This is a genomic window from Pseudomonas sp. Arb-4-2C, from assembly GCF_055755015.1.
Window position 1 is genome coordinate 1286188 of the sequence record NZ_CM146899.1, and the last position, 12799, is coordinate 1298986.

Sequence of the window (12799 nt, forward strand, 5' to 3'; positions counted from 1 at the left end):
AAGGCCCGGTACTGGTTATTCACCCGCGACGAAATGGCGACTGTTGATGTTTAGCAAACTGTTCAAGCGCAAAAAAAAGCCAGAAACCAAAGACTCGGCACCGGACATTCGCAGCCGGCGGCCGAGTGCGGGTGAACTGCGGGTCAGGGGCTTGAACGAAACCCTGTTTCTGGCGCCGTTGCCGGTTTATACCGGCCAGGCACAGGTGTCTCGTCGTACTTTCTCGGCGATGAACGAGATCTATCTGGAGCTAGGCGGAAGTAATTTCGGAATGGTTGAGTTGGGAAAGAGATTGGCCATCCAAATATGGTTCGCCTTCGCCTTAGCTTTTATCGCGCCTGTACTCATTTGTTTATGGCTCGTTATTGCAAGTCCTCCAGAGATTGACCGTAAGTTTTTCGACATTATTTGGGATGTAGCACAAGTGTTCGCGACAGGTTCGCTTTTACTCATCATTCCCATCGGCGCCTTCATCTACGGCATGCTCTCCAACGTCCGCACCCTCGCCAAAAGCTACCCCGTGCGCTTCAGCCGCCAACGCCGCGAAGTCTGCTACATCGACGACACCACCCATCGCGTCCTCATCGTGCCGTGGGAAAGCGTGGTGGCGTGGGTCGCTCGCAGTCAGGGTGTCACCAGTTACGGCGCCACACGCGATTACACTTTCGGCATGGGGCTGGAGGACGACGAGCACGACACCGTGCAATTCATCCTCTCGGCCCAGCCCAGTGACGCGCATGCACTGGGCATGTGGACGTCGATTCGCAATTACATGGAAGAAGGGGAATTGGTGGACGCGCCAAGCCCTATGCTCGCCGCATTGGGCATCACCTTGAGTGAGGACGAACTCAAACCGTATGAAGGGCTGCATACGTTTGAAATCGAACGGCTCGACGCCCGATTTATGGGCGATCTCGATGACGGCATGGATGATGACTATCGCAAGCGTTATGGATACCCACAACCCACGAGATGGCCCCTGCGCTGGTGGTACATCCGCCGCATCCTGACCTTCTGGAAAATGCCCTACCTGATCGCCGAGTGGGCCCACCGCAAGGGCCGCCCGACCCTGCCACAAAACGTGCAAGCCTGGTCGCAACCCCTGCCGCCTGAGCAATGGGCCAAACCCAGCGCGGCGCTGCAAAAAGCCAACGCCCAGGTCAAAACCGCGATGGATAAAAAAGGTGTGAATTTCGTCGATGCCTGCAAAGCGGCAGGGTTGCATTGAGCAAGGCCCCGTAGGCGTGGCTCAATGAAAGGAATGAATCCATCGCCGGATTTGTTCCTTTTTTAAGCTTCATCATCCGCTGACACAATACCCGCCGAGCTGGCGCGTTTCCTGCAAGTCCCCCTCAAATCGCCATAAAACGAGCGCTCGCGGTCATTGCCCCTGCGCCCGAAACGGCAGAAAGGTTTAGCCAGAAGGCTGCAGAGCTCAAGAAAGCGATGCGCAGCCCTGTGACGAACAAGAGGGGAGATGATGAAGGCAGTTATTTTGGCGGGTGGTCTGGGCACGCGTATCAGTGAAGAGTCGCACCTCAAGCCCAAGCCGATGATCGAGATTGGTGGCAAGCCAATTCTCTGGCACATCATGAAGCAGTACTCCGCGCACGGGATTCACGACTTCGTGATTTGCCTGGGCTACAAGGGGTACGCGATCAAGGACTTCTTCGCCAACTACTTCCTGCACACCTCCGACGTGACCTTCGACATGCGTGAAAACCGCATGGACGTGCACCAGAATTACAGCGAGCCATGGCGTGTGACACTCATCGACACCGGTGAAGAGACCATGACCGGTGGCCGCCTGGGGCGCGCCGCGCGCTATCTGGAGAATGAGGAAGCCTTCTGCTTCACCTATGGCGACGGCGTTTCCGATCTGAACATCAGCGCGTTGGTCGACTTTCACCTGACTCACGGCAAACTGGCCACCGTCACCGCTGTACAACCGCCGGGACGCTACGGTGCGCTGGATCGTGAGGGTGACCGGGTGCTGGGATTCACCGAGAAGCCGCGTGGCGACGGTGGCTGGATCAACGGCGGTTTCTTCGTGCTGTCGCCCAAGGTGCTGCCGTTGATCGAGGGTGATTCGACGTCGTGGGAGTCCGGCCCGCTTGACGGTCTGGCCGCTCGCGGTGAGCTGATGGCGTTTCAGCACGACGGTTTCTGGCAGCCAATGGACACCCTGCGCGACAAAAACCACCTCGAAGCGCTGTGGCAGAACGGGGAGGCTCCATGGAAGCAATGGGACTGAGTGCGGATTTCTGGCGCGGCAAGCGCGTACTGGTCACCGGTCACACCGGGTTCAAGGGCAGTTGGCTGACCCTGTGGCTGCAAAGCCTCGGCGCGCACGTCAGCGGCTTTTCCCTTGATCCGTCGACCGCGCCGAGCCTGTTCGAACTGGCGCGGGTGCACGACGGCATCAACGATCAGCGCGGTGATCTGCGCGATCTTGGCGCCTTGCTGGAGATCATCGCCGACACCGAGCCGGAGATCGTTCTGCACCTGGCGGCGCAGCCGCTGGTGCGTGAAGGTTATCGCGATCCGCTGGGGACTTACTCCAGCAACGTCATGGGCACGCTGAACCTGCTCGAAGCGATTCGTCAGGTCGGTTGCGTGCGTGCCTGCGTGCTGGTGACCACCGACAAGGTCTACGCCAACAAGGAATGGCTGTGGCCGTACCGTGAAGACGAAGCCCTCGGTGGCCACGATCCTTACAGCAGCAGCAAGGCTTGCTGCGAACTGTTGGCGCAGTCTTATGCCGCGTCGTTCTTCCCGGCCGACAAGTACGCCGAGCACGGTTTGGCGTTGGCCACCGCGCGTGCCGGCAATGTGCTGGGCGGCGGCGACTTCGCCCCTGAGCGGCTGATTCCCGACGTGCTCAAGGCCTGGACCGCAGACGAGCCAGTGACCTTGCGTTACCCGCAAGCCGTGCGCCCGTGGCAGCACGCGCTGGAGCCGCTGGCCGGTTACCTGCAACTGGCTGCCGGCCTCTATGAACAAGGGCCGGAATACGCCGGGGCATGGAACTTCGGTCCGGGTGAGGCAGACATGTGCAGCGTCGGCGAAGTGGTCGAACTGCTCGCCAATCGCTGGCCGCAGGCGCGCGGTTTGCGCATCGAAAAAAGCGAACTGCATGAGGCCGGCCTGCTGCGCCTGGACAGCAGCCGTGCCCGTCAGGTGCTGGGCTGGCAGCCGCGCTGGACGCTGCAGCAATGCCTGACCCAGACCCTTGACTGGCACCTGGCGTGGCAGAACGGCGACGACATGCGCGCTGTTACCCTCGGCCAACTGAACCTGTACCGGGGCGCGCTGTGAGCGAGTTTTCCTTGAAAGCGTTGCCGCTGACCGGGCTGTTCAGCGTCCAGCACAAGCGCTTCGAAGACCAGCGCGGGCACTTCGCCCGGCTGTTCTGCGAAGGCAGCCTGAGTGCGTTTGGCCGCGAATTTCACATCCGCCAGATCAACCATTCCTGTACCCGCGAGAAGGGCAGCGTGCGCGGTTTGCATTATCAGAATGCCAATGCGCCGGAAGCCAAACTGATCACTTGCCTGCGTGGCGAAGTGTGGGATGTGGCGGTGGATCTGCGTCCTGATTCGGCGACTTTTCTGCACTGGCACGTAGAGCACCTCAAGGCCGGCGACGGCCGCAGTCTGTTGATTCCCGCCGGGTTCGCCCACGGCTTCCAGACCCTGACCGACGACGCCGAACTGCTTTACCTGCACAGCGCCGATTACGCGCCGGAGCATGAAAGCGGGCTGTCGGTGAACGATCCACGGCTGGCTATTGCCTGGCCGTTGCCTGTCAATAATTTGTCAGCGCGTGACTCCAGCCATCCCGCGCTCGATCAACACTTTGCCGGAGTGCGTCTATGAACTGCCGTGGGTGCGCCGCACCGCTGAGCCTGCCGCTGATCGACCTCGGCACCTCGCCACCGTCCAACGCCTATGTGCACGCCGATCGCCTGGAACAGGCCGAGCAATGGGTGCCGCTGAAGGTCGCCGTGTGCCAGCAATGCTGGCTGGTACAGACCGAGGACTACACCCGCGCCGACAGTCTGTTCGACGCCGAATACGCGTACTTCAGTTCGTTCTCCAGCACCTGGCTGGCCCACGCCGAGTGCTATGTGGCCGAGATGGTCGAGCGCTTTGGCCTGAACGCCGACAGCCGTGTGGTCGAAATCGCGGCTAACGACGGTTACCTGCTGCAGTACGTTGCCGGTCGTGGCATCCCGTGCCTGGGCGTCGAGCCGACCCGCAGTACCGCGCAAGCGGCGCGGGAAAAAGGCCTGGAAATTCGTGAGCTGTTCTTCGGTCGCGCCGCCGCCGCGCAGCTGCACAGCGAAGGCTGGGGCGCCGACCTGATGGCGGCCAACAACGTGCTGGCGCACGTGCCGGACATCAACGACTTCCTCGGTGGTTTCGCCACGTTGCTCAAGCCGACCGGCGTCGCCACCTTTGAATTCCCGCAACTGCTGACGCTGATGGCTGGCGCGCAGTTCGACACGCTGTATCACGAACACTATTCCTATCTGTCGCTGACGGCGGTGCAGACCCTGTGCGAGCGCAATGGCCTGGAAGTGTTCGACGTCAGCCAGTTGAGCACGCACGGCGGTTCGCTACGGGTATTCGTGCAGCGCAAGGACGGCCAGCGTCGTGCAGTGCAACCGGCGGTGCAGCAACAGCTGCAGGCCGAGCTGGAGGCCAGGGTGAAAACCGCCGGGTACTACGCCTCGCTCGCCCCGGCGGCCGAAAGCATCAAGCATCAATTGCTGCGCTTTCTGTTGCAGGCCAAGGCCGAGGGCAAGCGCGTGGTCGGTTACGGCGCGGCAGCCAAGGGCAACACCTTGCTCAACTACGCCGGGGTCAAACCGGACTTGCTGGCCTGGGTGGCCGATGCCAACCCGCACAAGCAGGGCAAGTTCCTGCCGGGCAGCCGCATCCCGATTGTCGCGCCTGAGCGTATTGCCCAGGAGCAGCCTGACTACATACTGGTCTTGCCGTGGAACCTGTTGAGCGAAGTGACGCAGCAGCTGTCTGCGGCCAAGGCATGGGGCGCACGCTTCGTCGTCGCCGTTCCGGAGTTGAGCATCCAATGAGCAGAATTCATTACACCAAACCCAGCGTTGGCGAGCTCGAAGCGCAGTACGCCCTGGACGCCGTGCAGAACGGCTGGGGCGCACGTTGCTACGAATACCTGACACGTTTCGAACACGGTTTTGCCGAGCATCTGGGCGCAACCTACGCCATCGCCACCTCCAGTTGCACCGGCGCGCTGCACATGGGCATGGCGGCCTTGGGCGTCGGCGCTGGCGACGAAGTGATCCTGGCCAACACCAACTGGATTGCCTCGGCGGCGCCGATCACCTACCTCGGCGCCACGCCGGTGTTTGTCGATGTGCTGGCCGACAGCTGGTGCCTGGACCCGCAGTTGGTCAGAAACGCAATCACCCCGCGTACCAAGGCGATTCTCGCGGTGCACCTGTACGGCAACCTGTGTGACATGGACGCGCTGCTCGCCATCGGTCGCGAGTTCGGCATCCCGGTGATCGAGGACGCGGCGGAAGCCATCGGTTCGCAATGGCGCGGCAAGGCTGCCGGCTCGCTGGGGGCATTCGGGGCCTTTTCGTTTCATGGCACCAAGACCATGACCACCGGCGAGGGTGGCATGTTCGTCACTTCGGACAAGGCCTTGTATGAGCGGGTCCTGACCCTGTCCAACCATGGTCGTGTGGCGGGTTGCACCAAGCAGTTCTGGCCGGAGTTTGTCGGCTTCAAATACAAGATGAGCAACCTGCAGGCCGCCGTCGGCTGCGCCCAGGTCGAGCGAATTGACGAGTTGATCGAGCGCAAGCGGGTGATTTTTGCCAACTACGCGCGAGCGCTCGAAGGCGTGCCGGGTGTGTCGCTCAACCCCGAACCGGCCCATGGCCGCAACGGCTACTGGATGCCGACCGTGGTGTTCGATGCCGACACCGGCATCCACCGCGAGCAAATGATCGCCGCGTTCCAGGCTGCCGACATCGACGCCCGGGTATTTTTCTGGCCGCTGTCGTCGCTGCCGATGTTCAGCGAATACGGGGTCGACACACCGCTGGCGTTTGCGTTGCCCGAGCGCGCCTTCAACCTGCCGAGCTATCACGACATGACCGACGCCGATCAGCAGCGCGTGGTGCAAGTGGTGCTGGATCTGCTGGCTCGCAGGCACACCTCGTGAAGATCTATCTGCTGGGCGCCGCCAACCCGGAAGCGGTGCGCATGCTGCACGCCGTCAAGCGCAGCGCGCCGAACATCGAGTTCGCCTTTCTGGACAACGACCCGCGCAAGCACGGCACGCTGTTTTACGGGGTGCCGGTGCTGGGTGGTTGCGAACTCGTCGGCGAACTCAATGGCGAGGACGTGCGCTTCGTCAATCTGATCACCGGCAGTACCCGGTTACGCTACGAAACCACCTGTCAGTTGGTCGAGGCCGGTGCGCGCCTGGGGCAGTTCGTTCATCCGGGTATCGACCTGAGCATGATCCGCATCGGGCAGGGCAGTTATCTGCAGGAAGGCGTGCTGATGCAGGCCGAAGTGACGCTGGGCGACAACACCAGCATCAGCGCCGGCAGTGTCGTGGGGCATGAAGGGCAGATCGGCCATTCGGTGTTCATGGCGCCGGGCGTGTGTATCGCAGGTTGTGTGGAAATCGGTGACGGGACCTTTATCGGGACCAACGCCACGATCCTGCCGCGCCTGCGCATCGGGCGCTGGGTGACCATCGGTGCCGGTGCAGTGGTGACCAAGGATGTTCCGGATTTTTCGGTCGTGGCGGGCAATCCCGCCAGGATCATCAAGACCCATGCAGTGCCTTACCCGGATGCCAGGGTGTTCCGGTAAGCCGTTTCCCGAATTTTTGGAGAGTTGCAATGAATCCGCATGAACAGTTTCGCGAAGAAGTAAAAGCCAACATTGAAGGCCTGCAGAACGACAAGGCATTGCAGACCGAGTCCCTGGACTGGGTCGGCACCACGGCCAGGCACAAGTACACCTACAACTTCAGCTGGATGGGCCGGCCGATCATTCAGTTCCCGCAGGACATGGTCGCGATGCAGGAAATCATCTGGAACCTGCGTCCGGACGTGATCGTCGAGACGGGCATCGCCCACGGTGGTTCGCTGGTGTTCTACGCCTCGATCCTGGAGCTGATCGGGCACGGCGAAGTGCTGGGCATCGACATCGATATCCGCCAGCACAACCGCGAAGCCATCGAAGCGCACCCGATGTTCAAACGCATCAGCATGATCCAGGGTTCGAGCATCGATACCGCCATCGTTGATCAGGTGCGCGAGCGCGTACAGGGCAAGAAAGTGCTGGTGGTGCTGGACTCCAACCACACCCACGAGCACGTCCTCGAAGAGCTGCGTCTGTATGCACCACTGGTGTCGGTGGACAGCTATTGCGTGGTCATGGACACCGTGGTCGAAGACATGCCGGCCGATGCGTTCCCGGACCGTCCGTGGGGCAAGGGTGACAACCCGAAAACCGCAGTGTGGGCGTACCTGGAAGAAAACCGCGATTTCGAAATCGATCAGGCGATTCACAGCAAATTGCTGATCACAGTCGCGCCGGATGGTTATCTGCGTCGCGTGCGTTAATCGACAAACAACGATGAGTTTTCGGCGACTCGCCGCTTGTGGGGAATATATGCAAGGCAAGAACACTTCTGGAACCGCTCTGGCACTCAACGAACAGTTGACCATTGTGCTGATCTCTCACGAACGCCCGGCGTTTCTGCGTAGAGCCATTCGCTTCTACAGCAGCCTGCCGTGCAGGATTCTGGTGCTGGATTCGTCGGCGGTGGCGCTGGCGGGCATCCCTGCCGAATTCACCCACGTGGATTATCAGCACTTGCCGCAGTTCGGCTACTGGGGCATTCGCGCCAAGCTGGCTTACGGTGTCGAGCAGCTGCAAACGCCTTACATGGTGTTTGCTGCCGACGATGACTTCCTTGTGCATGACGCCCTGCATGAAGCCGTGGCATTCATGGATGCCAACCCCGATTACAGCCTGTGCCACGGCTACAGCCTGATGTATCTGACGTTGGCCAACAGCGTCAATTACTACCGACGCGACAAGAAAGTCTGCGAGGACTACTCGGCGGATCAGGCCGAGGATCGTCTGCTCGATTACATGCATCAGTACCTGCCGCCGTTCTATGCCGTGCAGCGTACGGCGATCTTGCGTGACTGGTATAACGCCATGCCGCAAGACACGATCTTCCAGTGGCAGGAAGTCGGCCACACCTATTACATGCTGGCCCGGGGCAAGGCGCGGATTCTGCCGATCCCGTATGTCGTGCGCGAAATCAACTACGTGCAGTCCGATCACAACACCGAGATCTATCACTCTCTGGCCTATATGGACGCCAAGAGTGTGGCCGGGCGCGAAGCATTTGCCGAATTCCTCGCCGGGTTGCCGACCCAGCTCCAGCATCAGGATCCGCAGCAGGGCAAAGCGTTTGTTCTGAAGAGTTTTGCCACGCTGGCCGACAGCCTGCTGACCAACCGGGCACTGACTGCCGAGCTGATCTTCGAATCGACATGGATCGATATCGAGACCGGCCCTCAGCGCCGGTTCGGTCCGAAGCAATACGTTGAAATGCCGTTCTACAATCAGGTGTTTTTCGATCAACTGACTCAATTCGAGTTTCTGCTGCACGCGATGCCTGCCGGACGCGTTCAGCTCAAGGAGCTGGAAGGAATCTGGGCTCGCCAGCAGAGCCTGATGCTGGCACGCAACAACGACACGCCGGAAAGCGTGCTCGATCGCCTGTGGCAGGCGCACGACAGCAACGTGTTCAATCGCGCGGTGATCAAGCGTCTGATCGCGCAATTGCAACCGCTGGACGAGGAAGGCGACGCGCCCGTGCTGCGTGACTGGGTCGCGCGTCTGGACGCGGTGTTGCTCGAAGGGCATCAGCCGACATTCGACAAGATGTTGACCGGCCGACTGCTCGAGTGGCTCGCTGCGCGCACGCCGGATACCGAGCAGGCTGCAGCGATTGCCCGTCACCTGGCCGACAATGGTGGCGGTCCGCAGTTCGGGATTTTCCTGCTCGATCTGGACAACGACATCGACAAGTTGCAGGTCACTCTGGACAGCTTGCTCGAAGGCCACAGCAAAGCCTTCAAGGTAGTGGTCTTCACCACGGGTGAACCGCCGGCCGCAACCACCGCGCAAAATACGCTGCACTTTGTGCGCGTAACCCAAGGCAACTTCGTCGACAAGCTCAACCAGAGCCTCAATCAATCGTCCTGCGACTGGCTGCTGCTGGCTGAGGCGGGTGAAGAATTCACGGCTGCCGGCCTGCTGCGTGCCAGCCTGGAACTGATGGCGGCACCGGGTGTGCGTGCGGTGGCCACGGATGAAATCCAGCGCCAGGAAAATGGTGCGCTGGTGGATATGTTCCGCCCGGGCTTCAACCTGGATCTGCTGCAGAGCGTTCCGTCACTGATGGCGCGGCACTGGTTGATTCGTCGCGAAGTGCTGGCGGGTCTCGGTGGTTATCAAGCCGATTTCAGCAAGGCACTGGAACTCGATGTGCTGCTGCGCATCATCGAGCAGGGCGGCCTCGACGGTCTGGCTCACCTCGACGAGCCATTGCTGATCACCCGGGCACCGGTGCTGGCAGAAAATGCTCACGAGCGTCAGGCGCTGCTGCGCCACTTGGGCAATCGTGGGTACAAGGCTCAAGTCACCTCGACGCAGCCTGGCACCTGGCAGATCGACTATCGTCATGTCGAGCGGCCGCTGGTCTCGGTGATCGTGCCCGCTGGCGACGATCTTGCCGCATTGCAACGCTGCCTGGAGGGCGTGCTGCTCAGAACCCGTTACACCCGCTATGAGCTGCTGATTGCGGCCAACCCGAACCAGTCGGCCGAGGTCAATGACTGGCTGGGAACGCTACACAACGCCAAGGTGCGGGTGCTGCATGCCGAGCGTGCGCTGGATCAAGTGGCGCTGTACAACGCGGCCAGCCAGCAGGCGCAGGGCGAATACCTGGTGTTGCTGGCCAACGACAGTGAAGTGGTCAACCCGAACTGGATCGAGTCGTTGCTCAATCATGCCCAGCGTCCAGAGGTCGGCATCGTCGGCGCCAAACTGGTGGATCGCGACGGCAAGATCTCCCAGGCAGGTTTGATTCTTGGATTGAACGATGGCGTGGGCTCGGCGTTCGTCGGCGAGAAACACGCTGGCGAAGGTTACATGCAGCGCCTGGCGGTCGAGCAGAACTATTCGGCAGTGTCGAAGGTGTGCCTGATGGTGCGCAAAGAGCTGTTCGATGCGCTCGGCGGTCTCGACGAAGTGACCTTCGCCGACGGCTTCAGCGATGTTGATCTGTGCCTCAAGGCCGGGCAGGCCGGTTACCTCACCGTGTGGACGCCGCTGGTGCAGGTACTGCACACCGGCGAGCTGCCGCAAGCGCCTGAAGCATTGGCGGCATTGCGCGAAAAATGGAGCGCGGCCTTTGCCCGGGATCCGGCCTACAACGCCAACCTGGCCCTGACCGGCAAAGGTTTCACCCTGGGTGATAGTGCCCCGATCAATTGGGCGCAGCTGCTCGCCTGAGCTGCCGACAGGAATCAGCATATGTTCAACGGTAAATCGATCTTCATCTCCGGCGGCACCGGCTCGTTCGGGCGCAAGTTCATCGCCCGTCTGCTGGAGCAATACCAGCCCAAGCGTGTGGTGGTGTTCTCCCGCGATGAACTCAAGCAATACGAGATGCAGCAGACCTTCAACGCGCCGTGCATGCGTTACTTCCTCGGTGACGTGCGCGATGCCGAGCGTCTGCGCCAGGCCATGCGCGGCATCGACTACGTGGTGCACGCGGCGGCGCTCAAGCAGGTGCCGGCGGCGGAATACAACCCGACCGAATGCATCCGTACCAACGTCAATGGCGCGGAGAACATCATTGCCGCCGCCATCGACAACGGCGTGAAGAAAGTCGTCGCGCTGTCCACCGACAAGGCGGCGAGCCCGATCAACCTGTACGGCGCAACCAAGTTGCTGTCGGACAAGTTGTTCGTTGCTGCCAATAACATTGCCGGTGAACAACAGACCCGTTTTGCCGTGGTGCGCTACGGCAACGTGGCCGGTTCACGTGGTTCGGTGGTGCCGTTCTTCAGCAAGTTGATTGCCGACGGTGCCACAGAGCTGCCGATCACCGACGAGCGCATGACCCGCTTCTGGATCACCCTCGATCACGGCGTGCAGTTTGTCCTCGACAGCTTCGCGCGGATGCACGGCGGCGAAGTGTTTGTGCCGAAGATCCCGTCGATCCGTATCGTCGATCTGGCGCGGGGCATGGCCGAGCAGTTGCCGCACAAGAACGTCGGCATTCGTCCGGGGGAAAAACTGCATGAACTGATGGTGCCGCTGGACGATGCGCGGATGACGCTGGAGTTCGAAGACCACTACACCATTCAGCCGTCGATCCGTTTCACCAGCGTCGATGTCGATTTTGCCGTCGACAAGCTTGGCGAACACGGTCGGCCGGTGGGCGAGGACTTCGAATACCGCTCCGACACCAACCCGCACTTTCTGTCGGTCGGGCAGATCGCCGACCTGCACGCGAAGCTCTCGGTATGATTCCTTACGGTCGGCAGAGCGTCGATCAGGCGGACATCGATGCGGTGGTCGAAGTCCTGCAATCGGACTGGCTGACCCAGGGGCCGAGCATCGAGCGCTTCGAACAGGCGATGGCCGAACGTTGCCAGGCGGATTTCGCGGTGGCGGTGTGCAACGCCACGGCGGCGCTGCACATTGCCTGCCTCGCTGCCGGGCTTGGCCCGGGCGATCGCTTGTGGACCACGCCGAACACCTTTCTGGCCTCGGCCAACTGCGGGCGCTATTGCGGCGCCGAGGTGGATTTCGTCGACATCGATCCGCTGACCTGGAACCTCGATGCCTTCGCCCTCGAAGCGAAACTCGATCAGGCTGAGCAGGACGGCCGCTTGCCCAAAGTGCTGGTGGCGGTGGCGTTCTCCGGGCAGAGCTGCGACATGCGCAAGATTGCCGAACTGGCCGAGCGCTACAACTTCACCGTGATCGAAGACGCCTCGCACGCAGTGGGCGCCCGCTACGCCGGGCGCCCTGTGGGTTGCGGTGAATTTGCGGCGATGACCGTGTTCAGCTTTCACCCGGTGAAGATCATCACCAGTGGCGAAGGCGGCATGGTGCTGACCAATCGTGCGCAACTGGCCGAGCGCTTGCAGCGCCTGCGCAGCCACGGCATGACCCGTGACCCGCAACGGATGACCGAGCCCAGCCACGGCCCGTGGTATTACCAGCAGACCGAGCTGGGTTTCAATTACCGGATCACCGATTTGCAGGCGGCGCTGGGCCTGTCGCAACTGGGCAAGCTGGACGAGTTCATCGCCCGCCGTCGTGAGCTGGCGGCGTGCTACGCGCGTTTGCTGGCGTACTTGCCGCTGACCTTGCCCGGCGCTCAGCCAGAGGCGGAGTCGGCGTGGCATCTGTACGTGGTGCGCTTGCAGACCGAGCGCATCGGCCTGACGCATCGGCAGGTATTCGAAGGTTTGCGTGCCGCCGGTATCGGGGTCAATCTTCACTATATTCCCGTGCATTTGCAGCCGTACTATCGCGACCTGGGCTTCGCCGAGGGCGACTTCCCCGAAGCCGAGCGTTATTACGCTGAAGCGATCAGTCTGCCGCTGTTTCCGTTGCTCAGCGAAGAGCAGCAGGATCATGTGGTCGAGCAGTTGCGGCGGTTGACCGAATAGAGACCGCTGCGG

At 61.4% G+C, this 12799-nt stretch carries 11 protein-coding genes; all 11 read left to right on the forward strand.

The features are described 5' to 3' along the window. The first annotated feature begins 46 nt into the window (after window positions 1-46). Window positions 47-1228, forward strand: coding sequence for a hypothetical protein (locus AC0J41_RS05820; RefSeq protein WP_473014826.1), 1182 nt, complete (start codon window positions 47-49; stop codon window positions 1226-1228). Between the two features lie 252 nt (window positions 1229-1480). Beyond that, the gene (gene rfbF / locus AC0J41_RS05825) at window positions 1481-2254 is read left to right on the forward strand and encodes a glucose-1-phosphate cytidylyltransferase (RefSeq protein WP_025111966.1); all 774 of its coding nucleotides are present in this window, start codon (window positions 1481-1483) and stop codon (window positions 2252-2254) included. Beyond that, window positions 2236-3318 (forward strand): CDP-glucose 4,6-dehydratase, encoded by a 1083-nt coding sequence (gene rfbG / locus AC0J41_RS05830; RefSeq protein ID WP_473014827.1) that lies wholly within the window; start codon window positions 2236-2238, stop codon window positions 3316-3318. The genes rfbF and rfbG overlap by 19 nt, the downstream gene beginning before the upstream one ends. After that, window positions 3315-3875 (forward strand): dTDP-4-dehydrorhamnose 3,5-epimerase family protein, encoded by a 561-nt coding sequence (locus tag AC0J41_RS05835; protein ID WP_473014828.1) that lies wholly within the window; start codon window positions 3315-3317, stop codon window positions 3873-3875. The genes rfbG and AC0J41_RS05835 overlap by 4 nt, the downstream gene beginning before the upstream one ends. Next, a complete protein-coding gene (locus AC0J41_RS05840; RefSeq protein ID WP_473014829.1) occupies window positions 3872-5098 on the forward strand; it encodes a methyltransferase domain-containing protein in 1227 nt (408 codons plus the stop codon). The genes AC0J41_RS05835 and AC0J41_RS05840 overlap by 4 nt, the downstream gene beginning before the upstream one ends. After that, on the forward strand, window positions 5095-6216 hold the full coding sequence (locus tag AC0J41_RS05845) for a DegT/DnrJ/EryC1/StrS family aminotransferase (protein WP_473014831.1): 1122 nt from the start codon (window positions 5095-5097) through the stop codon (window positions 6214-6216). Before AC0J41_RS05840 ends, AC0J41_RS05845 begins: the two co-directional genes overlap by 4 nt. Continuing rightward, window positions 6213-6878 (forward strand): acetyltransferase, encoded by a 666-nt coding sequence (locus tag AC0J41_RS05850; RefSeq protein WP_025111961.1) that lies wholly within the window; start codon window positions 6213-6215, stop codon window positions 6876-6878. The genes AC0J41_RS05845 and AC0J41_RS05850 overlap by 4 nt, the downstream gene beginning before the upstream one ends. Window positions 6879-6907: 29 nt before the next feature. Continuing rightward, complete coding sequence (locus AC0J41_RS05855; protein WP_025111960.1) at window positions 6908-7636, forward strand: cephalosporin hydroxylase family protein; 729 nt, start codon at window positions 6908-6910, stop codon at window positions 7634-7636. A gap of 49 nt (window positions 7637-7685) precedes the next feature. Further along, window positions 7686-10610: a TIGR00180 family glycosyltransferase gene (locus AC0J41_RS05860; protein ID WP_473014832.1), complete on the forward strand. Its 2925-nt coding sequence runs from the start codon at window positions 7686-7688 to the stop codon at window positions 10608-10610. A 21-nt stretch (window positions 10611-10631) separates the two neighbouring features. After that, window positions 10632-11633 (forward strand): UDP-N-acetylglucosamine 4,6-dehydratase (inverting), encoded by a 1002-nt coding sequence (gene pseB / locus AC0J41_RS05865; RefSeq protein ID WP_025111958.1) that lies wholly within the window; start codon window positions 10632-10634, stop codon window positions 11631-11633. Beyond that, entirely contained in the window at window positions 11630-12787 is a 1158-nt protein-coding gene (gene pseC / locus AC0J41_RS05870) for a UDP-4-amino-4,6-dideoxy-N-acetyl-beta-L-altrosamine transaminase (RefSeq protein ID WP_473014833.1), read from the forward strand. Before pseB ends, pseC begins: the two co-directional genes overlap by 4 nt. Window positions 12788-12799: the final 12 nt, after the last annotated feature.

Coding starts and splice junctions, on each gene's coding strand:
- AC0J41_RS05820 (WP_473014826.1), top strand. CDS start 47: ATGTTTAGCAAACTGTTCAAGCGCAAAAAAAAGCCAGAAACCAAAGAC.
- rfbF (WP_025111966.1), top strand. CDS start 1,481: ATGAAGGCAGTTATTTTGGCGGGTGGTCTGGGCACGCGTATCAGTGAA.
- rfbG (WP_473014827.1), top strand. CDS start 2,236: ATGGAAGCAATGGGACTGAGTGCGGATTTCTGGCGCGGCAAGCGCGTA.
- AC0J41_RS05840 (WP_473014829.1), top strand. CDS start 3,872: ATGAACTGCCGTGGGTGCGCCGCACCGCTGAGCCTGCCGCTGATCGAC.
- AC0J41_RS05845 (WP_473014831.1), top strand. CDS start 5,095: ATGAGCAGAATTCATTACACCAAACCCAGCGTTGGCGAGCTCGAAGCG.
- AC0J41_RS05855 (WP_025111960.1), top strand. CDS start 6,908: ATGAATCCGCATGAACAGTTTCGCGAAGAAGTAAAAGCCAACATTGAA.
- AC0J41_RS05860 (WP_473014832.1), top strand. CDS start 7,686: ATGCAAGGCAAGAACACTTCTGGAACCGCTCTGGCACTCAACGAACAG.
- pseB (WP_025111958.1), top strand. CDS start 10,632: ATGTTCAACGGTAAATCGATCTTCATCTCCGGCGGCACCGGCTCGTTC.
- pseC (WP_473014833.1), top strand. CDS start 11,630: ATGATTCCTTACGGTCGGCAGAGCGTCGATCAGGCGGACATCGATGCG.